At 48.3% G+C, this 26,280-nt stretch carries 26 protein-coding genes and 1 riboswitch; of the genes, 14 read left to right on the top strand and 12 right to left on the bottom strand.

Annotated elements, in window-relative coordinates; all coding sequences use genetic code 11:
• Nucleotides 1-49 precede the first annotated feature (49 nt).
• The 4 genes from guaA (at nt 50) to M3P05_RS03495 (ending at nt 7,354) form a co-directional block, all read left to right on the top strand.
• Nucleotides 50-1,627, top strand: a complete 1,578-nt coding sequence (gene guaA / locus M3P05_RS03510; protein WP_249697838.1) for a glutamine-hydrolyzing GMP synthase — start codon at nt 50-52, stop codon at nt 1,625-1,627.
• A gap of 270 nt (nt 1,628-1,897) precedes the next feature.
• Nucleotides 1,898-2,151, top strand: a riboswitch (Lysine riboswitch).
• Nucleotides 2,152-2,311: 160 nt separating this feature from the next.
• Nucleotides 2,312-3,898 carry a Na+/H+ antiporter NhaC family protein gene (locus M3P05_RS03505; protein WP_249697837.1) on the top strand — a complete coding sequence of 529 codons (1,587 nt, stop codon included), beginning with the start codon at nt 2,312-2,314 and terminating at the stop codon, nt 3,896-3,898.
• 111 nt (nt 3,899-4,009) lie between these two features.
• Nucleotides 4,010-4,435: a CesT family type III secretion system chaperone gene (locus M3P05_RS03500; RefSeq protein WP_249697836.1), complete on the top strand. Its 426-nt coding sequence runs from the start codon at nt 4,010-4,012 to the stop codon at nt 4,433-4,435.
• Between the two features lie 12 nt (nt 4,436-4,447).
• The gene (locus M3P05_RS03495) at nt 4,448-7,354 is read left to right on the top strand and encodes a glycosyltransferase family 4 protein (RefSeq protein ID WP_249697835.1); all 2,907 of its coding nucleotides are present in this window, start codon (nt 4,448-4,450) and stop codon (nt 7,352-7,354) included.
• A 7-nt stretch (nt 7,355-7,361) separates the two neighbouring features.
• Here M3P05_RS03495 and M3P05_RS03490 read toward each other — a convergent pair whose 3' ends face one another.
• Genes M3P05_RS03490 through sctD form a run of 4 tightly spaced genes read right to left on the bottom strand, consistent with a single transcriptional unit; the run spans nt 7,362 to nt 9,871 of the window.
• Nucleotides 7,362-7,766 (bottom strand): tetratricopeptide repeat protein, encoded by a 405-nt coding sequence (locus M3P05_RS03490; RefSeq protein WP_249697834.1) that lies wholly within the window; start codon nt 7,764-7,766, stop codon nt 7,362-7,364.
• 31 nt (nt 7,767-7,797) lie between these two features.
• A complete protein-coding gene (locus M3P05_RS03485; RefSeq protein ID WP_249697833.1) occupies nt 7,798-8,037 on the bottom strand; it encodes an EscF/YscF/HrpA family type III secretion system needle major subunit in 240 nt (79 codons plus the stop codon).
• Nucleotides 8,038-8,097: 60 nt separating this feature from the next.
• Nucleotides 8,098-8,349, bottom strand: coding sequence for an EscE/YscE/SsaE family type III secretion system needle protein co-chaperone (locus tag M3P05_RS03480; protein WP_249697832.1), 252 nt, complete (start codon nt 8,347-8,349; stop codon nt 8,098-8,100).
• Nucleotides 8,336-9,871 carry a type III secretion system inner membrane ring subunit SctD gene (gene sctD, locus M3P05_RS03475; RefSeq protein WP_249697831.1) on the bottom strand — a complete coding sequence of 512 codons (1,536 nt, stop codon included), beginning with the start codon at nt 9,869-9,871 and terminating at the stop codon, nt 8,336-8,338. Before sctD ends, M3P05_RS03480 begins: the two co-directional genes overlap by 14 nt.
• A 543-nt stretch (nt 9,872-10,414) precedes the next feature.
• On the opposite strand from sctD, the gene M3P05_RS03470 reads away from it, so the two are divergent.
• The 3 genes from M3P05_RS03470 (at nt 10,415) to M3P05_RS03460 (ending at nt 13,513) form a co-directional block, all read left to right on the top strand.
• Nucleotides 10,415-12,127, top strand: a complete 1,713-nt coding sequence (locus M3P05_RS03470; protein WP_249697830.1) for an AMP-binding protein — start codon at nt 10,415-10,417, stop codon at nt 12,125-12,127.
• A gap of 108 nt (nt 12,128-12,235) precedes the next feature.
• A complete protein-coding gene (locus M3P05_RS03465) occupies nt 12,236-12,712 on the top strand; it encodes a hypothetical protein (protein ID WP_249697829.1) in 477 nt (158 codons plus the stop codon).
• Between the two features lie 165 nt (nt 12,713-12,877).
• Nucleotides 12,878-13,513, top strand: a complete 636-nt coding sequence (locus M3P05_RS03460; RefSeq protein WP_249697828.1) for a hypothetical protein — start codon at nt 12,878-12,880, stop codon at nt 13,511-13,513.
• A gap of 69 nt (nt 13,514-13,582) precedes the next feature.
• Here the strand turns inward: M3P05_RS03460 and M3P05_RS03455 are convergent, their stop codons facing one another.
• The 6 genes from M3P05_RS03455 to M3P05_RS03430 form a co-directional block, all read right to left on the bottom strand.
• Entirely contained in the window at nt 13,583-14,776 is a 1,194-nt protein-coding gene (locus M3P05_RS03455; protein WP_249697827.1) for a type III PLP-dependent enzyme, read from the bottom strand.
• A gap of 6 nt (nt 14,777-14,782) precedes the next feature.
• Entirely contained in the window at nt 14,783-15,631 is an 849-nt protein-coding gene (gene speE / locus M3P05_RS03450) for a polyamine aminopropyltransferase (RefSeq protein ID WP_249697826.1), read from the bottom strand.
• Nucleotides 15,628-16,104, bottom strand: coding sequence for an adenosylmethionine decarboxylase (gene speD, locus M3P05_RS03445; RefSeq protein ID WP_249697825.1), 477 nt, complete (start codon nt 16,102-16,104; stop codon nt 15,628-15,630). Before speD ends, speE begins: the two co-directional genes overlap by 4 nt.
• A 245-nt stretch (nt 16,105-16,349) precedes the next feature.
• Nucleotides 16,350-16,769 carry a hypothetical protein gene (locus tag M3P05_RS03440; protein ID WP_249697824.1) on the bottom strand — a complete coding sequence of 140 codons (420 nt, stop codon included), beginning with the start codon at nt 16,767-16,769 and terminating at the stop codon, nt 16,350-16,352.
• A 282-nt stretch (nt 16,770-17,051) separates the two neighbouring features.
• A complete protein-coding gene (gene glpT / locus M3P05_RS03435) occupies nt 17,052-18,410 on the bottom strand; it encodes a glycerol-3-phosphate transporter (RefSeq protein WP_249697823.1) in 1,359 nt (452 codons plus the stop codon).
• A gap of 152 nt (nt 18,411-18,562) precedes the next feature.
• Complete coding sequence (locus M3P05_RS03430) at nt 18,563-19,594, bottom strand: NADP(H)-dependent aldo-keto reductase (protein ID WP_249697822.1); 1,032 nt, start codon at nt 19,592-19,594, stop codon at nt 18,563-18,565.
• 276 nt (nt 19,595-19,870) lie between these two features.
• Between M3P05_RS03430 and rplM the strand changes: the two genes are divergently transcribed.
• The 7 genes from rplM (at nt 19,871) to M3P05_RS03395 (ending at nt 25,022) form a co-directional block, all read left to right on the top strand.
• A complete protein-coding gene (gene rplM / locus M3P05_RS03425) occupies nt 19,871-20,299 on the top strand; it encodes a 50S ribosomal protein L13 (protein WP_249697821.1) in 429 nt (142 codons plus the stop codon).
• A 12-nt stretch (nt 20,300-20,311) separates the two neighbouring features.
• Nucleotides 20,312-20,704, top strand: a complete 393-nt coding sequence (gene rpsI / locus M3P05_RS03420) for a 30S ribosomal protein S9 (protein WP_249697820.1) — start codon at nt 20,312-20,314, stop codon at nt 20,702-20,704.
• A 365-nt stretch (nt 20,705-21,069) separates the two neighbouring features.
• Nucleotides 21,070-21,663, top strand: coding sequence for a ubiquinol-cytochrome c reductase iron-sulfur subunit (petA, locus tag M3P05_RS03415; RefSeq protein ID WP_249697819.1), 594 nt, complete (start codon nt 21,070-21,072; stop codon nt 21,661-21,663).
• Nucleotides 21,663-22,877, top strand: coding sequence for a cytochrome b (locus M3P05_RS03410; RefSeq protein ID WP_249697818.1), 1,215 nt, complete (start codon nt 21,663-21,665; stop codon nt 22,875-22,877). The genes petA and M3P05_RS03410 overlap by 1 nt, the downstream gene beginning before the upstream one ends.
• Nucleotides 22,877-23,644, top strand: coding sequence for a cytochrome c1 (locus M3P05_RS03405; RefSeq protein WP_249697817.1), 768 nt, complete (start codon nt 22,877-22,879; stop codon nt 23,642-23,644). The genes M3P05_RS03410 and M3P05_RS03405 overlap by 1 nt, the downstream gene beginning before the upstream one ends.
• Before the next feature lie 107 nt (nt 23,645-23,751).
• The gene (gene sspA, locus M3P05_RS03400; protein WP_249697816.1) at nt 23,752-24,381 is read left to right on the top strand and encodes a stringent starvation protein SspA; all 630 of its coding nucleotides are present in this window, start codon (nt 23,752-23,754) and stop codon (nt 24,379-24,381) included.
• A gap of 149 nt (nt 24,382-24,530) precedes the next feature.
• A complete protein-coding gene (locus tag M3P05_RS03395; RefSeq protein ID WP_249697815.1) occupies nt 24,531-25,022 on the top strand; it encodes a ClpXP protease specificity-enhancing factor in 492 nt (163 codons plus the stop codon).
• 55 nt (nt 25,023-25,077) lie between these two features.
• Here M3P05_RS03395 and M3P05_RS03390 read toward each other — a convergent pair whose 3' ends face one another.
• Together M3P05_RS03390 and M3P05_RS03385 are read right to left on the bottom strand one after the other, a co-directional pair.
• Entirely contained in the window at nt 25,078-25,650 is a 573-nt protein-coding gene (locus M3P05_RS03390; protein WP_249697814.1) for a BON domain-containing protein, read from the bottom strand.
• A 36-nt stretch (nt 25,651-25,686) separates the two neighbouring features.
• The gene (locus tag M3P05_RS03385; RefSeq protein ID WP_249697813.1) at nt 25,687-26,274 is read right to left on the bottom strand and encodes a phosphoheptose isomerase; all 588 of its coding nucleotides are present in this window, start codon (nt 26,272-26,274) and stop codon (nt 25,687-25,689) included.
• Between the last annotated feature and the right edge of the window lie 6 nt (nt 26,275-26,280).

Raw genomic sequence — 26,280 nt, 5'->3', positions numbered from 1 at the left:
TTCGCCCAGGTGGCGGGCATATCAGGACTTATCAGGTATTAATACGCTTATGAGCCAGGATATTCATTCCCAGCGCATTCTGATTCTCGATTTCGGTTCCCAGTACACTCAGCTGATTGCCCGCCGTGTGCGTGAGATCGGTGTTTACTGTGAAATCCATGCTTTCGATATGGATGAACAGGCGATTCGGGATTTTGCCCCTAAGGCCATTATTCTTTCCGGTGGTCCTGAATCAGTAACTGGATCAGACACCCCAAGAGCACCCGAAGTTGTGTTTGGTCTGCAGGTTCCGGTACTGGGTATCTGCTACGGCATGCAAACCATGGCTGAGCAGTTGGGAGGCAAGGTATCGACGTCCAACCTGCGTGAATTTGGTTACGCCCGGGTTGACATTGATCAGGCTGGCAGCCTTTTGACCGGCATCGATGATCATGTTGCTGAAAATGGCAGCATGAGTCTGGATGTTTGGATGAGCCATGGCGACAAGGTGACCGAACTGCCTGAGGGCTTTTCCCGCCTTGCGTATACAGACAGCTGCCCGCTGGCGGCAATGGCTGATGAAACCCGCCACTACTACGGTCTGCAGTTCCATCCGGAAGTGACTCATACCAAGCAGGGTGGACGCATTCTTGAGCGCTTTATCTGCGGTATTGCCGGTTGTGAGAAGCTGTGGACAGCTGAGGGCATCATCGAGGATGCTGTTGCGAAAGTTCGCAAACAGGTCGGAAATGAAACTGTTCTTCTGGCCCTTTCCGGTGGTGTGGACTCCAGTGTTGTAGCGGCACTGTTGCATAAGGCTATTGGCGATCAGCTGGTCTGTGTTTTTGTCGATAATGGCCTGCTGCGCAAGAACGAAGGCGATCAGGTTATGGCCATGTTCGCCAACAATATGGGTGTACGGGTGATTCGGGTTGATGCCCAGGATCGTTTCCTGTCTCGCCTGCACGGGGTCGAAGATCCAGAGAAGAAACGCAAGATTATTGGCAACACCTTTATCGAAGTCTTTGATGAAGAGTCTGCCAAACTCAAGGGCGTTAAGTTCCTGGCTCAGGGGACTATCTACCCAGACGTGATTGAATCTGCAGCCAGCAAAACCGGTAAGGCTCATGTCATCAAGTCCCACCACAATGTTGGTGGCCTGCCTGAAGATATGACCATGGAGCTGGTGGAGCCCCTGCGCGAACTGTTCAAGGATGAGGTACGCAAGGTTGGTCTGGAGCTGGGTCTGCCTTACTCAATGGTTTATCGCCATCCTTTCCCTGGGCCTGGTCTTGGAGTTCGAATTCTTGGTGAAGTGAAGCGCGAGTATGCGGATATCTTGCGCGAAGCTGATGCGATCTTCATTGAAGAGTTAAGAAAGGCTGATCTCTATGACAAGACCAGCCAGGCATTTACTGTTTTCCTGCCAGTGAAGTCTGTTGGTGTGGTTGGTGATGGTCGTCGCTATGAGTATGTGATTGCTCTGCGGGCTGTTGAAACTATCGACTTTATGACTGCGCGCTGGGCGCACCTGCCTTACGAATTTTTGGAGCAGGTTTCCGGTCGAATCATTAATGAAATCAGCCAGGTTTCCAGGGTGACTTACGATATTTCCAGTAAGCCTCCTGCCACCATTGAGTGGGAATAATTTTCGCTAAATTAACGATTTTTGCTCAAAAACAAAAGGCGCTGATGATTTTATTGTCAGCGCCTTTTTTATCTTTTAGAACAATAAGTTATATGTCTCTTGGTCTGTTAAATATCTTCAGTTTGCATGCAGAATTTATGGGCTATGCTTTTGAATCGTAAAGACGGGCATACTGACACTTTTGTTATTGTGGTAATGACTTATTAGTGTGTGGAATATGCGTGTTTTGTTGTTGGGGTGGTTATGCTCGTGCATAATAGCTCTGGGTTTCCGAATGGTAGAGGTGCGGAGATCATGAGTACTCAGCTTTAGAGTGACGTCTGTGAGAGCTGAAGAAAGGGGTTTGCGCCGAAGCCTGCAGAGAGTCATATCTGCAGGTTGGTGTGTCATCGAACAGGTGCCACACTGTCACGGTGTTGCAGCAGCGCTAATATTAAATGTGTTGTTTGTAGTACATGCGCCATCTGGGCTTGTCTGACAGGAGATTATCTCCGTCAGGACAACCGTGGAGTGCTACCGAATATTTGGAAGAAGCCCTGTTGCGCAACTGTCTGTGAATCCTTTCTTTCGACAGTGTGTTCCGGTCTTTTTTCATGTTCGCGCTCCTGATCGTCTAAAACCAGGTCGTGGCTGAGTCTTAGTTGAACCAGTCAAGGCTGTATTGAATAAATAGAGATCAGCAGTATGGAATTAATCAGCTACTCATATTCTCCTCTGTCGCTTCTTGCGCCGGCCGTCGCTATTGGTCTGGCCGTTTTGACGCGTCAAACTCTTCTTTCCCTCGGGGCTGGTATTCTGGTTGGCGCTCTTTTGCTGACCGGCTTCGATGTTATGCACATGGTGCAGTACCTCCTGGAATCTTTTACCAAAGTTTTCTGGGATGACGGCATCAACTCCTGGAGTGTTTATATTCTCCTGTTCCTGGTTTGCCTTGGTATCATGACCAGCTTTATTGCGCTGGCAGGTGGTACCCGTGCATTTGGTGAGTGGGCCCGTAAGCGGGTGAAAACTGCGCGTGGTTCCCAGGTTCTGACAGTAGCCCTGGGCGTTATTATCTTCATTGATGACTACTTCAACGCTCTGGCCGTCGGTAATATCTGTCGTCCTCTGACTGATCGTAACCGGGTTTCCCGTGCCAAGCTTGCTTACCTGATTGACTCAACCGCAGCGCCTGTCTGTGTGCTGATGCCAATTTCCAGCTGGGGTGCTTACATTATCGCCCTGATTGGAACCATTCTGGCTACACACGAGATTACTGATTACAGTTCGTTCTCCGCATTTATTTCCATTATTCCCATGAACCTGTATGCATTCTTTGCACTGGCCATGGTGATCGCTGCTGCGAGCATGGATTTGAATGTAGGCCCTATGCATAAACATGCGATGCGTGCTGACCAGGGTGAGCTGTATGACGAGAGCCGTGGCAAGCCAATGGGTGCGACCGAAATCGAAGATACCGGTCAGGGCACTGTTGCCGACCTGGTTGCTCCGGTTCTGGTTCTGGTTCTCTCCACTGTGACTGCCCTGATTTACACTGGTGCCAGCGCTCTTGCTGAAGCTGGTCAGGCATTCTCCGTGCTGGGCGCATTTGAGAACACTGATGTTTCCACCTCCCTGCTGATTGGTGGCTGCATTGGTCTGATCGTAAGCTTCGCCATGCTGTCACGTCAGAAGGTATCCGGTGATCGTGTGATGAATGCCTTTGCTGAAGGTGTGAAGTCCATGATGGGTGCTATCTATATCCTGGTTCTGGCCTGGGTTCTGGTCGAGATTATCGGTTCTCTGGAAACTGGTAAGTACCTGGCGGGTCTGGTGAGTGATTCCATCAGCATCTCCTGGCTGCCTGCTCTGGTTTTCCTGATCTCAGGTGCCATGGCATTTGCGACCGGCACCAGCTGGGGTACATTCGGCATCATGCTGCCAATCGCTGGTGATATGGCTGCTGCCACTGAGATTGCACTGATTCTGCCAATGATGGGTGCGGTGCTGGCTGGCGCGGTATTTGGTGACCACTGTTCACCTATTTCCGATACCACCATCCTGTCCTCTACAGGTGCATCCTGTCACCACCTTGATCACGTTATGACCCAGCTGCCTTACTGTGTGACTGTGGCTGTACTGTGTATTGTTGGTTACCTGGTCATTGGTGCTACTGGTTCTGCCATGATGGGCTTTGCAGTGACTGCTGCCCTGTTTGCCGGTGTGCTGTTGGTGTTTCGCAAGCTGTCGCTCATGAATCGTGCTGAGCGTGATTCACGCAGCTTTGCCTGATAATAAAGAACTCTGGCTCTTTAGCCGGACTTAGGTCCGGCTTTTTTGTGCCTTTATACAGGGTTTATCGTTGCTGCCGACATATTCAGGGAATAATTCAGGATTATTTCCATGGATCTGGATGAACTGATGACTCGCTTTGCCAGTAATAATGGCATTGACAAACCCGACTCCACCGATGGCAAGTATCTGATTGCAATGGAAGGTGTCGGTATCAACTGCTTTAGTGAGGCAGGGAAACTCTGCCTGATGGCAGATATAGCTCCGGTCTCCAAGTCAGGTGGCCAAAGAGGGGCTGACAGCAGACTGTTGCTGGATAAGAGTCTTGGAGTGATTCGAAACCAGAGAAGCAGTATCACTCTTGATGAGGAAACCGGCCAATACAAACTCTACCAGAGGGTAGCCATGGACCAGGTTTCCCCTGAAAGTTTTCAGGAGATGATTGAAGCTTTTGGCGGATGCTCTCTCTATTACAAAGGGTTGTTTGGCAAATCCCCTTCCGGCCCGGCTCCAGCCGGGGGAATTATGATGCCTTAAGGCTGACTTCTGATGGCCACATTCGGAACTGTATTGCCATCGGATTCAGATGTTCTTGATGGATATATCAATGGGTTGAGAGAGGCCAACAGCGGCTTTTTGGAGGCGCTGGTCAGATACTCAACCATTTTTGACCATTTTATTTTCTTCTGCGGTGATGGGGACTGCCAGTCCCGACAGGAAGCCTGGAACTCATGGCTTAAAGACAAAGCTATCAAAGAAAAAACGGTTTCTGTTTTTCCTCTGCAGCATTTACCGGCAGCTGTTGCCAGTCACTTATTTGATCTTTTTTATTCCGGCGACCCCTATATCAGCTATCTCCTTGAACTGAGGGATGCTTTTGCCGAAAAGGCTTTTCCTGTTGTTGGGCGCGCTCATGCTTTAAGCCAGGATATAACGCTAGGAGCCTGGCGAAGTTTAATTCACTCACCAAGCCTTGAATGTGATGCGCTACTTGCCAGTAGCCAGGCATCAGTCGGGGTGGTTGAAAGGTTGCTTGAAGAGGCGGGTAGGCGAATCGACGGTGCTTTTTCAGGGCAACTGATTCAGATTCCTTTGGGTATAGATATTCCAGAAGAAATGTCTGACAAGAAATCAGCTAGAGAGTCTCTTGGTTTGCCAGCAGATGGAATAATTCTTTTCTGCATTGGGCGTCTGTCGCCTGTGGATAAAGCAGATCTTCATCCATTGTTGTTGGCACTGGCGGATCTTTATGATCATGAATGTGTGCATGACACATATCTTTATATATGTGGCCAGTCTGATAGTGATGATGATTATGTGCTTTCCCTTGTTAATTTGGCAGGGCAGCTCGGTATAGATGATCGGGTGCTGTTTAATTTTGATCTGTTTTCTGAACAAAAACCTCTGGCTTACAGAGCTTCCGATATTTTTGTTTCTCTGGCTGACTCTGTTCAGGAGAGTTTCGGTATTGCTCCGGTAGAAGCTATGGCGGCAGAGTTGCCCGTAGTTCTTTCTGATTGGGATGGTTACAGAGAGCTTATTGAGTCAGGTGAACATGGATACCTGATTCCAACCCAGTGGGGCAGGGTAGATGGTTTATCGGCACCGGGAGCGTTCTTTGAATCGCAAAAAGCTCATTTAGTGCAGGCTCAAGCTGTTGCTATAGATATTCAGGATCTGACAGGTCGTTTAAATGAATTGATAAAAAAGTCAACAGTTCGGCAAAGAATGGGAAGCAAGGCTGCTGAACGAGCTAAACGAAAATACTGTTGGTCCAAGGTTGTCTCCCAATTTGATACTTGCGCAGAAGGGCTGATTGAAAGATCAGAGCATTTGGTAATTTGTCCTTCCAAGAAGCTGCATTCATTGCACTTTGGCAGAATCTTTTCCGGCTACTCAACCACGCTTCTTTCAGAGCAAGATAACTTTCATACAACACTTTATGGGCGACAGGCTTTGGCTGGTATGGTGTTACCAGCCCGGTTTGAGGCGTTGGAGTCTGCAGTACCTGAGGAGCTTTTAAATGAGTTACTTCGACAATGCTGTCAGCCTTGTACCATAGAAGAACTGAGAGAAAGTCTAAATGTGGCAAGAGTTCAGGTTGATAGCACTGTTCTTTGGGCTTCAAAGCATGGACTGATAGTAAAGAAAGAGGGAGTGGTTCGGCCGTCTGTTGCCGAACGTTTCAGATCTACTGTAAGTCCAGAAAAGCTGATCAAAAGTGCCGTTCCAAACTCGGAAGTAGTTGAAGATGTCACTGAACTTGAGGAACAGCTGAAAGAGGTTTTGCTTGCAGAGGAGCGCAGGGTTTTGAGTCTGGCTCAAATAAACTCTGAACCTTTGGTGCTGCGTTACATATCCAGACGGATGATAGCTAATACACGGGCATTTCGTCTGATACTGCAGCGACTGTCGGAGCACCATGCCAGTATTCGTGAAGAGTTGTTTCTCGAAAAAAATAAAGTTGCCGCAGTTTGTCCAATAACTGATCAGGGTTATCTGGGTACATGCCAGATAACCTTGGGGAATGGTGATCATCTTGTATATAAACCAACCTCGGGCGTAGCAGCCCGTACGATGAATTCAGCTGGTGGCTTATTTGACAGGTTTAACTGCTGGATTGGCCGCTCTCATATTTCATTTAACCAGAATATCTATTGTGGTTCAGATTGTAAGGGAGACTTCAGCCTCAGGTTGTTTAATGAGGAAATGGGGTTGTCGTCAGACAGGCATCTTCATGATTTGGGGCTGTTTAGTGCTTTTGTATTATTTGCAGGGATGTCAGATATCCACCTTAAGAACCTGAAGGTTGGAGAGGACGGTATTTTTCCGGTGGATCTCGATATGGTTTGTCATCCGGAAATCTTGAATCAGCTCCATAATGAACTCTGCCAGAGCGAGCTGCCTGCAAGGTGGCAAGATTCTAGTCTTGCCTTGACTGGAATTGAAACCCTCTGGGATAAGCTGTTTGATCAGGGCTGGATGCTGGATGAGGACGGTATTGAAGCCGTAATAAGTGGTTTCGAGCATGGATTGTTGAAAATGGCTGAAAATAGCACTGAGTGGAAAGCCCTGATGCTTCCTCTGACAAGTGAACTATGTCGTGATGATCTTGTGCCGTTCAACTCGGCTGCACCAATATTAAGCCAGTTAGAGAGGTTCGACCTTTCAGCCATGCCAGATATTAACGGCCTTAAGTCAGTGTTGGCTGCTCAGGCCAGGAGAGTAGTGAGGCAGCTTGGTGTGGATGGTGGGGACGAGTCATTGGTTGTCCAGTTGGTAAAAAACTGGATAAAAGGGCAGCATTTTTCAGACTGGATTAAACCTGGAAAAGATACCGAACGGGTTATTCGGGAAATTAGTAACCACTTGATGGAACACGATGGTGTCTCTATCTCATGGCTTTCAACTCTGTATAGGGGATGGTTGCTGGAAAGGAATGGCCTTCCTGAATGATATCATATCAGTGAAGGCCTGGAGATGATTTCTTGTTAGCGTGCTGCTGAAGCTCTGTAAGCAGGTTTGCGGCAAGTGTGGCAGCAAGAATGTCATCGCTGGTGGTAATCTGATTCAGTGTTCTCTCACTTTCGCTGTTTCTGCCCAGCATCATCAGAGCCATTCCAATAAATGCCTTAACGGTGGCATTATCCGGCTCCAGCTTCAGGGCCTTCTTCTCAAGAATTTCCAGGGCTTCCTGATGCCTGTTCATATTCATATGATTCAGGGCAAAGCCAATATGAGGCAAGACACTGTCTGGTCTGGCAAGCTCAACGGCTTTGAAAAGACTGCTGGCCTGAGCAGAAAAGCCCCCGCTGGTAGCCATGAAGCCGATGTCGGCGAGAAGTCTAAGAGTTTCGGCACTTACCATATCAGGAATACCCGGTCAGATAGTCTGTGAATCAGTTGATTTTCTGGATGATGCTCATCACCGTATCTTTGACCGACTTGGTCACACCGCTTTGCACACTGTAGAGCATGGTTAATTTGTTAATTTCCTGCTGGAACTGGATCATCTCTGCCATGTTACTGGGGTCGAGATTCTCCATCCGGTTCTTTACCAGGTCTTCGTACTTAGAAACCTTCTCACTAAGGCGGTCGGTTGTGTTCTCGAAATTAAGTGAACCCGAAACCTGTGCCATAACCCGCTCCCTGGATATTCCAATTTATTACAGTCTAGCTCCTGTACTGGCAGGTACTACTCAATGCTGTTTATCTGACATATTGTGCTTGTGCCAGGTCAGTTCTATGACCTTAACAGCATCATCTATGGCGTTAATCAGGGCGTCTGTACAGGCGAACTGCTCAGGTGCCAACCCTGTATTTTTCTTCTGCTTAAGCTCAGAAAGGTCACTGTTGAGCTGCTCAAGCAGCTGCTTCTTAACTGCGCCATCTTTGTCTGTTGCCAGGCGGTCTTCCGTGACTGACAGGGAGACAAATTCATTGTCCGCCATGGGGTCCTCCAATAAAGTACTTGATGCGTTCCTGGCCTAACCTGAGCGTCAGATATTCCAGATTGATATTTTCAAGTATATATCCGTTTTTCAGCTTCGCTCCGCGCAGGTACTTTTCACCGTTATCCAGAACCACATAGGGGATACGGCCCAGGCTGACACTCTTGATCTTCAGCATTGGCTGCATGGTGGCCAGGTCAGTGGCTGGCAGGGTGACATCAATAATCAGCTCCGGGCGGTTTTTGTACTTCTCACGGAAATCCTGAACGATCTCTTTCAGATAGTATCCCTGGGATGCATCTCCAAGGCGCCCTTTAAGAACGATTTTTCCTGGAGTGTCTAATAAGCGGATTTTCTGGGCGAGATTTCTCTCTTTTAGCATGGTGCGCAGAGCTTTCAGGCGCGTAGTCTGGTACTCAACCTGGTCAACGATGGAAACCAGTCCATGAACTTCCTGCTTCAGAATATCTCTGATGCGGCTGACTTCTTTGGGATTGGCAGCATAGCCATTCAGTACCAGTGAGCCGGGTGTGGTATCCAGCTCAATGCTCATCAGGTCGAAATTGTATTGCGCGAGAACTTCGGCCGCTGTTGCCCGCATTTCATTCATTACAACGGCCTGAAAGTTGTAGGGCACCATTGCGTCCTTCAGGGCTTTCTGCAAACCCATCTTGACATTGTTATCCTGCACATAGCCCGAAATAACCACAGATCCATCAGGTAGCTTCTTGAGCCGTATGTCCTGAAGATTCATACGGGTAATAATTTTTTCTGCTTTCTGGGCAGGTGTTATGTTGGCCAGGGCGGTTTTCTCCGGATCTGTCTGAAGCCATAACCAGATAAAACCGCCAGCTAGCAGAGAGACAAATGTCGCTGAGCCAGCCCCTATAAGCAGGAAAGGGTGTCTCTTGATCCAGTCAGTGAGACTTGTTCTTTCTTTCGTCGGAGATGAGCTGAACAGTCGGGCCAGCCTGGCAAAAAATTGAGAAAAACTATTTTCCACCGGTGAATCAGATTCTAATTGCGCCAGTTCACTTTCATCCACCTTGTCGTTAACAACAGGAATATCTTCGTCTGAAAGCTCAATGTCTGAGGCAGACTCCAGCAAATCAGCATTATCTGACTGGGTGTCTGGCGCGGAAGCGTTTGTTTGAGAAGGCGCTGCTAGTGAGCTTACTGGAGCAGATGGCGGCCCTGAAAGGTTAAGCTCTGGCCAGGGTTTACCGGCAGGGCCAACGGCAAAGTAGAGACTTCCTGCCATTGCAACATGATAAGCGGCAAGTGAAAAAGTGTTGGGCTGGGGTTTTCCATTGAGAAAGATGCTCTGGCCTTCTGCCAGGTTATTGATCTGGACTCCTTCCGGACTGACGTTGATCTCAAAATGGCGTTCGGCAAGAGTTTCATCAGTCAAAACCAGGTCGCACTCTTCATGCCGCCCGAGAACCCAGCTTCCAGGGTCAAGCGTGATCTCGGCTCCAATATGAGGGCCGGAAAGAATTTTTAGAGCCCAGGCTTCAGCCATTTGCGTTATCCGTAACGTCAGCAGGTGGCATGTTTTCTAGTAGCAATCGGCACTGAAAAGCCGTCGATAGAACTATCGCCAACTAACAAAAGGTTATGTGAGGGCTTCTGATATTTCCAATTGACAATAAAAAGTAGCTGATCATTTCAGGTTTGAACGCTTTGGAAGGGCTTTGGGAGATATAGATGGAAGATAGTTAAATAAATGAGAGCGGACTAAAAGAAGTTGCATGTTTTGACTGCTCAAACTTGTACTGCTGCGACTAATTCGTAAGCGTCATTAAAAAAGTGTCAAGATGTTTAGGAAAAAGAAGTATTTGTCGCTATTATGTGCGGGCTGACCGCTGCTTCGGGTGTCGCTATGCACTCCGAATGGTTGTCTGAAGAGGGGGCAGCCATATGCTGTATAGAGCATTGTTGTCAGCCCAGCCTGTGGGACGGGCCGGTCAAGGGGGGATCTGGGATAAGTCGCTCCAAGAGTACTTTGAGCCAGGTTAGGATTGCCGCAAAAATTACAGTGATAACAAAAAAAAGTGGTTCGCTTATGGATGCTAAGTTCTGGAATGGCAAACGTGCTCCTGGTGTTGCGGATACAATAAATCCGGACGCATATAACTCCATTCTTGAGGTGTTTGAAGAATCCGCAAAGAAAAATGCAGACAGACCTGCTTTTACCGGAATCGGATACACTCTGACTTATGCAGATATCGACAAGTACAGTACTGATCTGGCTGTCTACCTGCAAACCTATACGGATCTTCAGCCCGGGGATCGTATTGCAATTCAAATGCCTAACCTGCTTCAATTCCCGATTGCTGTCTTTGGTGCTCTAAAAGCTGGTTTGGTGATTGTTAATACCAATCCACTTTACACCGTGCGGGAAATGCATCACCAGTTCAATGACTCCGGAGCGCGTGCACTGATCTTCATGGATGTTTTCGGGCATATGGTTGAGGAGATTGTTGATGATACGCCCATCGAACATCTCATCGTGACCAGCATTGCAGATATGCTGCCCAACCCCAAACGGACATTGATCAATCTTGCCGCCAAGCACATTAAAAAACTGGTTCAGCCTTATGATTTGCCCCAGGCAGTTAGAATTCGCAAGGCTCTAAGTTTGGGTGAGAAAGGGAAGTATCAGCGTCCCGAGTCAGCCAAACCTGAAGATATTGCTGTACTGCAATACACCGGAGGTACTACTGGTGTTGCCAAAGGAGCCATGCTGACCCATCGAAATATCATTGCCAATATGCAACAGGCCAAAGCCCACCTGTCTCAGCTGGACAAGGATGGCAATCGCATGCATGAACCTGGCTCTGAGATCATCGTTGCTCCCCTGCCTCTTTACCATATTTATGCATTTACGGTGCATTTGATGGCGATGGTTGATCAGGGAAACCACAATATTCTGATTGCCAATCCCCGTGATACCAGCATGTTTATCAGGTTCATCAAGCCATGGCAGTTTACTGCCTTTATTGGTTTGAATACCTTGTTCGTTAGTTTGATGAATCACCCGGATTTCAAGAACTGTGATTTCAGCAAGCTTAAGTTGACACTTTCTGGTGGCACGGCTTTGCAGGGTGATACTGGTGATAAGTGGAAGGAAGCCACAGGTGTCAGTATCTCCGAGGCTTATGGCCTGACAGAGTGTTCGCCTGCTGTATGCATTAACCCTGTCGGTGACCTGACTCAGCCTGGTAGTGTAGGGGTGCCGGTACCCAGTACTGCAGTTAAGTGTATTGACGATGAGGGCAATGAAGTTCCTATTGGAGAGCGCGGTGAACTTTGCGTGAAGGGACCTCAGGTTATGAAGGGGTACTGGAAACGCCCAGAAGCTACCGATGAAATCTTTGATGATGAGCGCTGGCTGAAGACAGGTGATGTGGCCGTTATTCAGGAAGATGGTTTTGTGCGCATTGTCGATCGAATCAAGGATATGGTTCTGGTTTCCGGCTTCAACGTATACCCCAATGAGATTGAAGATATCGTTAGCCAGCATGATGGTGTGGAAAACTGCGCAGTTATTGGTGTGCCTGACGAGAAAACAGGAGAGGCTGTTAAGCTCTACATCGTACCGGTAGACAAGAGTTTGACGCCCGAAGATGTCAAACAGTACTGCAAGATGAATCTGACAGCTTATAAGGTACCAAAGCAGATTGAATTCCGTGAAGAGCTACCAATGACACCTGTAGGCAAAATTCTTCGTAAAGATCTGCGGGCAGAAGAGATCCAGAAACGGCAAAGTGTCTAGTACGGATTAAGTCCCCAATGATAGCGGGTTGGTCGTAAAGCCAGCCCGTTACTTTCATGGCCTTTTGGCTACCCTGTGAATATATGTTTTGTTTGCGGGAAGCTAGGGATGAGGTTACGAGTAAGCCAATTTTTGCTTCAGGTTCTTGCAGGTCTATGTTTCAGTGCGCTCTCTTATGCGCTTCCTGTCCTTGATAATGGCATTATCAAGCCAGTGCCACCCAAGAAGAATGCACTTCTTACAATCGAATGGATAAAAGTCCCCAATTTCGGTGAGAGCCCATTCATTATTGTGAAGTTCTCAGGCCCTATTTCCAAAGAGATTCATTGTGGCAACCCTCGCTTTGGTTCGTTTAAGAACACGCCGTCAGCATTGAATATGCTTCAGACTGTCAATGAAAATGGCACTCCCGTTGATGTCGAGCTAGCTCCACAGCCTTGTATTCCAATTGAAGAATACAATTATTTCTCCATTCAGTATCTGAAAATATATGGAAAGAAATATCTGCCTGAAGGTTCCGGCACTAACGTAAAACCCATCAAAAAAGGATCAAAGAAAAAGCTTCGTATCAATCCTTCATGGTGATGTTGCAAATTGAAACAGTGATATCTCCAGAACCGTCTATTTTTCTCTCCAGCTAGTGGCTGTTACCGGCCACTACCTTCCAAAAACAACAGAGAAAACACCACGCATACCAAGGTAGTCCGTCAGCAATATCACTCTGTGAATTTTCTGTAACAGGAGTTATTGATGAAATCCCTGCAAAAAGTTCTGGCCTTGGTTGCATTTCTTGTTCCGATGACCGCCCTGGCGAGCCTGCCTTATCCTGAATATGATGTAATGCCCCGTCCTCAAGTACCTGACTATGGTTGGAACGCGAATGTGATGCCCGGGCTTCCCCGGTATGATCATGAGCGCCTCTCCCCTGATTGTCAGGTGCCTCCCGGTATGTATCGCTACGTTCTGATCAAGGGACAGGACTACTATACCGATCAGGAGATTAGAAAGGTTGTTCTGAAGATTCATGTCAATGAAGGAGGGATGGCCGTAGCAACCCTCGAAGTTCAGCCTGATCGATCTGCAGTTAATCTTCAGCGCCTGCTTGGTGATGAGCCACGCAGAGAAATGTATGTAATAAACAGCTACCGGACTGTCGCTGATCTGCGCCGTTGTTCTGGTTATGGAATTCAGTTGGATGCAGATCGGGTTCGCCTGTTTGATAAATCTTTGAGCGGAACGATGAACGGATACTATGAGCCAGGTCGTGGCAGTATTCGGGTGAACGGGGAGCTATTCAGAAAGAAAGTTTCCGGGATATTGTTTGGTGACTCTGAGATGAGAATCCGGCTGGACAGTGTCCGCCTGAAAAGAACAGGAGATCACTGATCAGACTTCAGGGTGCAGTTCCCAAAAAAATTTTGGGCTGTACCCTGAAACCTATTGTAATAACTAATGTCAGTACTCAGTTCCTGTTGATGGAAGTGGCTCTATATCATTGATGACAACGATCTGGGTTCGGGGTATGTGATTGAACTCAGTTGCGTGAGCCCAGCTATATGCACCCATGCCGCCAGCAATAATCAAATCTCCTTCACGCAATTGTGGAAGCTCAATTCCATCACGGATGATATCAATGCTGTCGCAGGTTGGACCGGCAAGCACAGATGGCTCTTTTGGCTGGAGCAATCGTTTGGCTGGTATGGCCAAGGGGTACTCAGCTTTGTCAAAAAGCTGGCCACTGAAGCATCCATAAAGCCCTTCATCCAGGTAATACCATGGGCGACCCTCTCTTTGGGCAATGCCAACTACAGTACTGATGGAGTGCATAGCTGAGGCGACCAGAAAGCGCCCGGGTTCTGAGATAAATTGTGCTTGAGGAAAGCTGTGAAGAGCGGCACGAATCTGGGCACAGAAGTCATTTATTCCTGCAACTGGAGCCGTGTAGTCAACGGGAAAACCGCCTCCAATATCAAGAATCTCCAGTGGTGCAAGCTTCAATGTTTTGGCTTGCTCCCAAATTTTCTTACAGGTCTTTATGGCAGAAACGTAACGTTCAGGATCTGTAATTTGTGACCCGACATGGAAGCTTAAGCCATTCACATTCAGCCCCAAAGCTTTTGCCTGTTCCATTAATGGAAGGGCTTCCTCAACTGTGCAACCGAATTTGTAGGAGAGGTTTACTCTGGCATAGGGGTTAGGAAAACTGATCCTTAAAAGTAACTTCACTGAGTTTTTATAATGAGCTAGCTTGGTTAGTTCGTGACTGTTATCGAAAACGAATTGCCGGCAACCCCAGGCGAGGGCCTTCTCCACTTCTTCTGTTTTTTTGACCGGGTGGGTGTGGATGCATTGCTTTGCTGAGATTCCCAGCCGTTCAGCCATTGATATTTCACCGGATGAAGCAATATCAAATGATGCTCCTTCTCCATGTAAAATTTTGAGTGCAGGCGAGAATGGCAGAGCTTTGACTGCATAGTGTGGAGTGACTTCTGGAAGAGCGTTTATTAGGGCGCAATACTGTTGTCTGACAACATCTGCATCGAAAATCAGTAAGGGAGTACCATGGCGTTTAACAAGCCTTTCGAGGCTGTCCGGAATGGTTGTCTTCGTCCCTTGTTCTGCATTGATGTACTGGTAATGAACAGACATATGCTTTTACCCCTTAATAGCATCCAGAATGTATCTGGGCAGGGCAAAGCTGGCCCTGTGGATATCAGGGGTGTAGTAACGTGTTGATAACTGACTTTGTTCGAACCTCTGGCTAATTGTCTCGGTTTTTATTGTTGCATGTGCCGGGTTATCGCTTGCCCACGCAAAACACATGATTCCTCCCACATATGTGGGAACAGCTGCACTGTAAAATGCTGTGTGAGTAAAAAGTGAACCCAATCGTCTGGCTGTTGTAATGACTTCTTGCCGCTGCAGGTATGCTACTCCGTTTTGAGTGACCAGAATTCCATCTGGATTCAGACAACGTTTACAGTTTTCATAAAAGGTGTTTGTAAACAGTACTTCTCCGGGCCCGACGGGGTCAGTGGAGTCAGAAATAATGATGTCGAATGTCTGTGATGTTTGTTCTACAAACTGGCATCCATCTGCAATAACAATATTGGCTCTTGGATCATCAAAGGCACCGTTCGAGTGGCCGGGCAGAAACTCCCGACACATATCAATAACCTTGTGGTCGATTTCAACCTGGGTGATTTCCTCAATACACTGATGACGGCAAACTTCCCGCAGGATTCCACCGTCACCTCCCCCGATAATAAGTACACTTTTTACATTTCCATGGGCCAGTATTGGGACATGGGTCAGCATTTCGTGGTAAATGAACTCGTCACACTCTGTTGTCTGGATGATTCCATCCAGAGCCATAACTGTCCCAAACGTCTTGTTCTTGAAAATAACCAGCTGTTGCTGCCCGGTGGTCTGCTCAAAAAGAATCTCTTCCATATCAAATTGCTGGGCATAACCAGGGTGCAGCTTTTCTGAGTAGATTTTCATATCCGATCCCTCACCACACCGCGGAGCTGTTTATTGACTTCTATCTGTTGTGGAGAAAATGCTCTGTCCAGAATGTGAATAACTTTGGCTGGCTCAGCTGATCCACACATAAACACATCGAAGGCTGCAAAATCCCTTTCCGGCCATGTGTGTACGCTGATATGGGATTCTGCCAAAACCGCAACTCCAGAGATTCCGCCATTTGGAGTGAAGTGGTGCAGATGGATGTGCAGTAAAGTTGCCTGAGCTTCACTGATTGCCCGCTTTAATACCTCTTCCATAAAAGGCATTTCATCCAGGTGCTTTGCACCCCACAGGTCAATCGTGAGGTGAGTTCCGGCAAAGACTACTCCGTCTCGAATAACAAAGTGATCCGGCGCTTCGCCATGGGATGGGGAGTGGTGTGTAGCAGTCGGAACATGATCCCCTGTTACCTCATGTTCCGGAGCTGCCTTTAATGCGAGTTCGACCATAAGCGTATTCCTTTGTTATTTACAACGGTACCGGCCCGGTAAGGGCTGATACCGTGCATCATACGGAATGTCTTCGAAATTGGGCGAAGAGCGCGGTTTTATAACTGAATATGGCTAAAAAATAAACAAAAAATATAAATATTTGTTGTTTTTGTGGTCGTTACTGTGTGGCGATATGGGGGGGCTTTGAAGAACATGCTTTTCAAGAGAAGGAGGGCATGTTCTTCTGTAGAAAAGAGAGGGAATCAAGCGCTTTTTTTGTGTTCCATGGCTTCGTGATCGTTATTTCCATCTGGAAAGAAACGGACACAAATATCTGGCTCATCTCTCAAGGCCTCGTAAGCCTCCTCTGTTGATAAGGGAGCAATTTTCGTTTCTTCAAGCTTCAGCATGCGAACTTTCGCGTTAAACCAGAACCAGTGGTCACAGTCGGTTTTGCAGAGAACTTTTAAATCATGGTGGATTGAAGGAAACAGCGGAACACTGACATGGCTGACATGAATCTTGTGAATCGGGCGGGCAGACTGCCCAAAGTAGCTGACGCCTCCAATAACTTCGTGCAGCTTATCGAAGGCTTCTCCTGCTATTTGATCTGCAAAGAAATCGACATAATTACCAGCCGCGTAGAGAACCATGCCGCAAGCCGCTAATAGTAAGAGTTCCATTTTGACCTCTATTTGTTTTTATCTATGGCTGCTAGCACTGCTTTGAACCTTGTGTCAGATACCTCTCTCAGATCTATGTGATTGATCTGCGGATAAGTATCGACAATGCCCATTTTACAGCCAGAATTCCTTTTCTCCTGGACAGGGGCAACATCCTGAAGTTGCCCCTGTAATAGAGTGTAAGCATAAACCGAAGTTCCGGAAGTGCATTTACAAAAAACAATTCTTGACATGCTCTGCCTTTAGCGGAGTATCCTAAAAAACTGTAGCAGAGTTGTATGACTATTCGGCGCGCTCTGAAGTCCATGAAAATGACATGAACAGAATGGCCAGTAGGCACGAAGCTGCCAGCATCATGAATCCTCCGTCCCAGCCATAGTTATCCACAATAAAGCCCATGGCAATATTAGCCATTAAGGCTCCACCGAGATATCCAAATAAGCCGGTAAGGCCTGCAGCTGTTCCTGCAGCTTTTTTGGGAACAAGATCCAGAGCCTGTACACCAATCAGCATGACAGGGCCATAAATCAAAAAACCAATAGTGATCAGTGCAAGATTATCTACCAGAGGGTTACCGGCAGGATTAAGCCAGTAAATAAAGACAACGCCCATAACCAAAATCATAAAGAGAATATTGGCTGGAGCCCTGCGCCCCTGAAATACCCTGTCACTGAGCCAGCCACAGAAAAGAGTGCCTGGTATGGCTGCAACCTCATAAGCAAACCAGGCCCATCCTGACTGCTGTACCTGGAAGCCTTTTACCTCTGACAAGAAGGTCGGAGCCCAGTCAAGAACGCCATATCTGACCAGATAAACAAACGCATTGGCCAGTGCAATACACCAGAGTGTTTTGTTGGGCAGAACGTGCTGGAACAGGATTTCTTTCAGGGTAAATTCCTGTTCATGGCTGGCATTGTAATCGGGGTGATAATCGTCGCGGTAGTTCTCAATGGGAGGGAGTCCGCAGGACTGTGGTGTATCCCTTACCAGGAGGTAAGTGACAAAAGCCAGAAAAAAGGCGCAGAGGCCGGGAACGTAGAAAGCGCTTTGCCAGGCTCCAGTCAGGGTAATGCCCAGAATTGCCAAGGGGCCCATAAGCCCACCTCCAACATTATGGGCCAGATTCCATATGGCCATACGGGAGCCACGCTCTGAGGGTGAGAACCAGTGCACCATAACTCGGCCACTGGCCGGCCATCCCATACCCTGAAACCATCCATTTAAAAACAGCAGCGTAAACATAATGGGAATGCTGGATAGAGCCCAGGGGGAAAGACCCATAAAAATGGTCAATCCTGCTGTTACGATAAGACCGAGAGTCAGAAATCGTCGTGCATCGCTGCGGTCAGAAACTGTGCCCATCAAGAATTTGCTGAGGCCGTAGGAAATAGCAGCGCCAGACAGGGCAAAACCCAGCTCCGTTTTAGTGAAGCCCTGGGCGATCAGGTCAGGCATGGCCATGCTGAAGTTTTTTCTTACCAGATAATAAGCGGCATATCCGATAAAAATTCCCAAAAATACCTGAAGTCGCAGATGCCTGTAGGTTGAGTCGACTTGGTCACTGGAGACCGGCTGACGGGCGGCAGGAGGGGCAAGAAAGCTGAAAAGGCGCTTTTTAGAGAGAGAAGAGCCCTGTGCCATATGTCACCTGCCAATCATTCGGGAGAATAAAATTAGACGTACGTACAGAAAGTGGCCAGTTACTTTCTGTTAAGTCATGCCATCAAAGGAAAACAGGTGAGCTGGATAAGAAAAGGGCTGGTGAAACCAGCCCTGGGAGTGTCAAAAGGGGGCTAAGGGCTCGGATTCGGGTGACGGGAGTGGATTTTTTCAATTTCAGAAAGCACGTCCGGTGCAAGATTGAGTTCAAACGAATCAATATCAGCAGTGAGTTGTTCCAGAGACGTCGCACCAATGATATTGCTGGTTAGAAAACTCCTGCTATTTATATAAGCCAGTGCCATCTGGGCAGGATCCAGATCATGATCCTGGGCCAGTTTGACGTACGCCTGAATGGCAGACTCTGCTTCCTGATTGTTATAGCGCTGGAAGCGGGTAAACAAAGCCATTCGGGAGCCTTCGGGGCGTGCACCATTCAGGTATTTGCCGGACAGGGTACCCATGGCCAGAGGGGAGTAGGCCAGCAGTCCCAGATCTTCACGGTGGGCAATCTCAGCCAGCCCGATTTCAAAAAGCCGGTTCAACAGGTTATAGGGGTTCTGGATTGATACAACTCTTGGCCAGCCCTTCTTCTCCGCATGATAGAGAAACTGCATGGCCCCCCAGGGAGATTCATTGGAGAGGCCTATATGGCGAATCTTGCCTGCTTTCACCAGAGAGTCGAGAACTTCAAGTGTCTCTTCTATGGGCGTGGACTGCTCATTGTCCTGATAAACAAAACCGCGCTGACCAAAATTATTGGTGTTACGGTCAGGCCAGTGCAGTTGATAGAGATCGATATAGTCTGTTCCCAACCTTTTCAGGCTGCCTTCGAGAGCTCTTTCAATATGATGGCGGTTAAAATGACGGCCTCCGTCCATATAACTGAATCCTGGGCCGCAGACCTTGGTCGCAATAACAATATCATCTCGCTGGCCACGCTGTTTTAACCAGTTGCCGATAATAGATTCTGTTCTTGTATAGGTTTCCTCTTTGGGAGGAACCGGGTACATTTCGGCAGTATCCAGAAAGTTGATTCCACGCTCAGTGGCATAATCGAGCTGAGCAAAAGCTTCTTCCTCTGTGTTCTGTTCTCCCCACGTCATTGTGCCCAGGCAGATCAGGCTTACGCGCGTGTCAGTACGACCCAGATTTCGGTATTCCATTGTCATTATTCCGGCTGGAGAAGTTAGACAGCTATATTATTACCAATTTCCGCATTCTGACAGTTGCGAAAGGTTTGAAAAACCTGAGATATTAGAGTACTCAGGGCTTCCCATCTGAGTTTGACTCGCTATAATATCGCGCTCGTTTCCCGCGATTGAGTGCCCAATGTTTGAACGCCGAACTTTTGAAGGCCGAACTTAGCCTGGTTCAGGATCGACAAAGGGAGGCGGAAATGAAACCATCTCGCATGGCGAGCATTGAGGCGGAAGAGATTAATGAAAACCTTTAGCGCTAAAGCAGAAACCGCAAAGCGTGACTGGTACGTCGTAGACGCTACCGGCAAAACTCTGGGTCGTCTGGCCACTGAGATTGCTACCCGTCTGCGCGGCAAGCACAAGCCAGAATACACTCCTCACGTGGATACTGGTGATTACATCGTAGTTATCAACGCTGAGAAGGTTCACGTAACCGGTAACAAGGCGTCTGACAAGATGTACTACCGCCACTCCGAATTCCCGGGTGGCCTGAAGTCTATGAACTTCGAAAAGCTGGTAGCCCACAAGCCTGAGCGTATTATCGAACTGGCTGTAAAAGGCATGATGCCCCGCAATCCGCTGGGTCGCGCGATGCAGCGTAAGCTGAAAGTTTACGCTGGCACCGAACATCCGCATGCTGCTCAGCAGCCTCAGCAACTGGATATCTAATCGGGGATTATTATGTCTGTTACTCAAAACTACGGCACTGGTCGCCGCAAGAACTCTACCGCTCGCGTATTCCTGCGTGCCGGTACTGGTAAAATCAGCATCAACGGCCGTACTCTGCAGGAGTACTTCGGTCGTGAAACCTCCCGTATGGTTGTTATGCAGCCTCTGGAACTGGTTGAGATGACTGAGAAGTTTGACCTGAACATCACTGTAAAAGGTGGTGGTGACTCTGGTCAGGCCGGCGCAATCCGTCACGGTATCACTCGTGCACTGATGGATTACGATGAGACTCTGCGTGGTGCTCTGCGTAAAGCTGGTTATGTCACTCGTGACGCCCGTATGGTTGAACGTAAGAAGGTTGGTCTGCACAAAGCGCGTAAGCGTCCGCAGTTCTCCAAGCGTTAATCCATTCGGATACCGCACAAAAAACGCCTGGCCATTGGTCAGGCGTTTTTTTTATGAATGAAAAATCTTCCACCGTCTGCTTTCTTACCTCTCTTTTGTCGTCTTTCTCACCTCTTTTTGTAAGCCACTGGTTTAAAAAATAGTTTTGACCGACTTTTAACCGTTTTTTTGGCTTTTCTGACGCTTTTTCTCTCTATTGGTGCATTAACATTATGGACTAAAACCTATATCATTTCGGTCTGTGCGTGGGGCAGTAGGGTAAACGCCTGTTGCTTGTGGGAAATAACGAAATTAACTACCATGCCCACCGCCCGAAACTGGCAGGCATGCCATACAAGCAATAACCCTGATGGGGAGAAAGCCGAATGAGTCAAGACGGCGTAAATGTGGGTCGGCGCCGCTTCCTGATAGGAGCTACATCGGTTGTCGGAGCGGCGGGAGCCGTTGGGGTCGCGACACCGTTCGTCAAATCTTGGAATCCCAGTGCCAAGGCGAAAGCCGCCGGAGCACCTGTGGAAATCAATGTATCCAAACTGGAAGCTGGTCAGCAGGTCGTTGCCGAATGGCGGGGTAAGCCCGTATTTATTGTGCGGCGTACTCAGGAAATGCTCAAAAATATAGAAGGGGAAGACGGACGAGTTCGTGATCCGAAATCCAATGAATCGGAGCAGCCTGATTACGCAAAAAATGAGTTCCGTTCCCGTGAGGCTGAGTACCTGGTGTTGATAGGTCTCTGCACACACCTTGGTTGCTCTCCCAAGTATCATCCAGAAGTTGTTCCGATGGACTTCGATGCTAAGTGGAAAGGTGGATATTACTGCCCATGCCACGGCTCCAAGTTTGATCTGGCCGGGCGTGTGTACAAAGGAGTACCGGCACCAACCAACCTGGTTGTTCCGCCCTATTCCTTCAAGGGGGATGGCGTGATCGTGATCGGTGTGGATGAGGAGAACGCCTGATGGGACAAAAATTCATGGCATGGGTCGATGAGCGTTTGCCCGTAACCTCTTTCTGGGAAGCTCATCTCTCCAAATATTACGCGGCCAAAAACTTTAACTTCTGGTATTTCTTCGGTTCGCTGTCACTGCTGGTTCTTGTTAACCAGATTCTGACCGGTGTCTGGCTGACCATGAGTTATGAACCAAGCGCAGAAGGTGCTTTTGCCTCTGTTGAATACATCATGCGTGATGTGGAGTTTGGCTGGTTGATTCGTTATCTCCACTCCACAGGTGCTTCGGCATTCTTCGTGGTTGTTTATCTCCATATGTTCCGTGCGCTGCTCTATGGGTCTTATCGCAAACCCAGGGAGCTGATCTGGATCTTTGGTATGGCAATCTACCTGGCGCTGATGGCTGAAGCCTTTATGGGTTATCTGCTGCCTTGGGGGCAGATGTCTTACTGGGGTGCACAGGTCATTATCTCCCTGTTTGGTGCTATTCCGGTGATTGGCGCTGACCTGCAGCAGTGGATTCGTGGTGATTATCTGATCTCTGGAATTACCCTGAACCGCTTCTTTGCTCTGCATGTTGTGGCTCTGCCTATTGTGATTCTGGGTCTGGTGGTGATGCACCTGGCGGCTCTGCATACTGTTGGTTCAAATAACCCTGACGGTATTGAGATCAAGAAAAACAAAGGGCCGGATGGTGTACCGGTTGATGGTATTGCCTTCCATCCTTACTACACAGTCAAGGATATTGTCGGAGTGACTGTCTTCCTGTTTGTGTTCTGTGTGGTGGTGTTCTTCTTCCCGGAGATGAATGGCTTCTTCCTGGAACATGCCAACTTTGAACAGGCAAACAGTTTGAAGACGCCGGAGCATATTGCCCCTGTTTGGTACTTTGGTGCTTTCTACTCGATCCTGCGGGCCGTGCCTGACAAGCTGATAGGGGTTGTGGCGATGGGTGGTGCTATCGCTATTCTGTTTGTGCTGCCATGGCTTGATCGTAGCCCGGTGAAATCCTGGCGTTACAAAGGGCCGATTTTCCGCACCCTGATTGTACTGTTTGGTATCGTCTTCGCATTGTTGACCTGGCTGGGAACCATGCCTGCCACGGACACCTATACCTTGATCGCGCGTATATGCACAGTTTTCTATTTCGGTTTCTTTGTGCTGATGCCGTTCTACTCCGCGAAGGAAAAAACAAAACCAGTTCCGGAGAGGGTGACCGGGTAATGAAAAGAACACAGTTGCTCAAAAGAACAATAGCTGTATTGATGTTTGCTGTTCTGCCCTTGGGAGCTTTTGCAGCATCAGGGGGTTACCCGCTGGATGAGATGGTTCCGGATATGACCGATAAAGCCTCTCTGCAGCGCGGTGCTAAAACCTATATGAACTACTGCTATGGATGCCATGCTACTGGTTTCCAGCGCTATGAACGGGTCGCGGATGATCTGGGTATTCCCCATGATCTGATGATGGAAAACCTGATGCCAGCCGGTGGTAAAATCGGGGATCTGATGACCAATGGCATGGATCCGAAAGAGTCCAAGAACTGGTTTGGTGCCACACCTCCGGATTTGACTCTTGTGGCCCGGGTTCGTGGTACAGACTGGTTGTATACCTACCTTCGTACTTTCTACCTCGATCCCAAGCGTCCTTACGGTGTGAACAATAAGGTATTCCCGGACGTGGGTATGCCTCATGTTTTGCTGGAGTTGCAGGGTGCTCAGGTAGATACCTGTGGTGGTGGCGCTTCCCAGCTTGACACTCTGACAGGTGAGAAGCTGTGTGGTCTGGAACCTGACAGTTCTATCAAGGGCAGTATGACTCCCGGTCAGTTCGATCAGGCCATGTATGACCTGGTGAATTTCCTCTCCTATAGCGGTGAGCCAATGCAGTTGGAACGCCAGCGTTTGGGAATTTATGTGCTGTTGTTCCTGCTGGTATTCTTTGTAGTGGCCTATCTGCTGAAGCGTGAATACTGGAAGGACGTTCACTAACTCCTATAATCTGCTGGATTTTCTGGTAGAATTCCGCAATTGGCGCGTAATCACTCTTGATTGCGCGCGTTTTTGTTTCAACTGAGACCTCAGGCGGGGGTAAATAGATGGGCGTAGTCGCCAAGCGATCCTCAATGACCTTCTTCTCTGATCCGGCTGACCATTACTGTCACCGGGTACGCATTGTATTAGCTGAGAAGGGTGTTGCTGTTGATATTCAGGACGTGGATCCAAACGCCATGCCCCAGGAACTCACCGATATCAACCCATATGGAACTGTTCCGACTCTGGTCGATCGTGATCTGGTTCTTTACGAATCCGGTGTCATGATGGAGTATCTGGATGAGCGCTTCCCTCACCCACCTCTGCTGCCGGTTTACCCTGTCACCCGCGCCCAGAGCCGTCTGATGATGCACCGTATTCAGAAGGACTGGTGTCAGCTGGTTGATATTATTGTTAATCCTGCGAGCAAGGAATCTGCTGTTGCCAAGGCTCGTAAGGAGTTGCGGGAAGGTCTGATCGGTATAGCCCCGATCTTCAATGAGAAGCCTTTCTTTATGAGTGAAGAGTTCACTCTGGTTGATTGCTGTGTAGCTCCAATCCTGTGGCGTCTGCCTGCTCTGGGTATTGAGCTGCCTCGCCAGGCCAAGGGGCTGCAGGCATACGCAGATCGACTGTTTGAGCGGGAATCCTTCCAGGAAAGCCTGTCCGAAGTCGAGAAAGAAATGCGGGTGTAAGATCAGTCTTGAATTACACTGAAGGGAGTGTGATTGCACACTCCCTTTTTTATTGGGAACTTTTTAGTTTTTATTGATAGTGCTTTGTGTGGTTATAAATTGGGCCGGATGCATAATTTATTATCAGTAACCGAAGCTGGAGTCATTTGATGAGTATGACAAGCAGTCGTCCCTATATTGTCCGGGCGCTGTACGATTGGATCGTAGATAACGAATGCACGCCTTACCTGCTGGTTGATTCCCACTGGCCAGGTGTTTGTGTGCCTGCTCAGTTTACTGAAGATGATCAGGTTGTTCTTAATATCTCTCCCATGGCAGTGCGTGAGCTTGATCTTGGAAATGATGCTGTTTCCTTTATGGCGCGTTTTGGTGGGAAGTCCTGTGATGTTTATGTGCCGGTTGCAGCCGTCATGGCCATCTATGCCCGTGAGAATGGTCAGGGGATGGTATTTGAAATGGAGCAGCGTCCGGATTCTGTTGTGCAGGAAGCTGTTGAAGAAAAAGTAGAGTCTCCCAAGCTGGAATCTGTTCCATCAATAGTTCGAGAGTCGGAACCAGAAGAGGAAAAGTCGGATTCTGAAGCTCCTGCAGAACCGCCGCGTCCTGCAAAAGGTCGTCCTTCCCTGAAGGTTATCAAGTAGAAATAAGTCCATAAAAAAAGCCCGCTTTTGCGGGCTTTTTTTATGCTGGAATAAATCAGCGAATGTACTCAAAAACTTTCACAATTTTTTGAACACCATAGGATTCTTTAACGATGCTAACAGCCCACTCTGCTTCGCGGGGAGTGACCAGTCCCATCAGGTAGACAGTACCGTTTTCAGTAACCACTTTAACGCGTGTTACCGGAAAACCTTCGATTGCAGTCATGGTGGCTTTGATCTTGGTTGTTAGCCAGCTGTCCCCTGTGCGCACGAGTGCTGTGGTCGGTCCGGCAATTTCCAGCTCGTTGTAAACTTTACGAGCCTTCTTGGCTTCCCGTGCTATCTGTTCAGTCTGTGCTTTCAGATCTTCGCTGGTAACTTGTCCCGCCAGAAGGATGTAGCCATTAAAGCTGGTAACAACAATATGGCTGCCTTTGAAAGGCTCACCCGGAGCTTTTTTGAGGTTAACGCTGATAACAGTCTCAATGCCCTGGTCATCAACCCAGGCACCAATACTGCGTGTGCCCTGATTCCCCTCAATGGGACCTTCGCGCACTGCTGAAATGGTTGAGGCGCATCCGCTGATTAAAGCCAGTGTGCAAACCAGTATGGGCAGTAAGGCTCTCATGATTTTTTCCTTGTTAATTCTCTTCTATCTAGCCTGTTATTCGGCGTTACCAAAAAGAAATTCATCAATTAAGTCGCAAATGCAGTGCAGGGTAAGCAGGTGAACTTCCTGAATGCGGGCAGTGACCTGGTTGTCGACGCGGATTTCAACGTCTTCCGGATGTAGAAGTCTGGCACAGTTGCCACCATCCATGCCTGTCAGGGCGATGACTGTCATTTCACGATCGTGAGCGGCCTGGATGGCTTGAATAATATTGGGAGAATGGCCGCTGGTGGAAATCGCCAGAAGCATGTCGCCGGGCTGTCCGAGTGCTCTAATCTGTTTGGAAAATACTTCGTTATAACTGTAGTCGTTGGCAATAGACGTCAGTGTTGATGTATCAGCGGTCAGGGAAATAGCTGGAAGACTGGGGCGTTCCCTCTCGAAGCGGTTGAGCAGCTCTGAGGTGAAGTGTTGTGCTGCCGCAGCACAGCCACCATTACCGCATGCCAGAATTTTTCCTTCATTAACAAGGGAGTGTACCATAAGCTCTGCAGCCTGGGCGATAAGCGGAGGCAGATCCTCGGCTGCGCGGATCTTGGCGTCGATGCTGTCAGAGAAATGATTGGTTATATGGTCAAGCATGTCACG

It is taken from the genome of Parendozoicomonas callyspongiae, assembly GCF_023502345.1.
Lineage (GTDB): Bacteria > Pseudomonadota > Gammaproteobacteria > Pseudomonadales > Endozoicomonadaceae > Sansalvadorimonas > Sansalvadorimonas callyspongiae.
The sequence above is the reverse complement of the archived record's forward strand: the minus strand, read 5'-3'. Positions and strand labels throughout refer to the sequence as shown.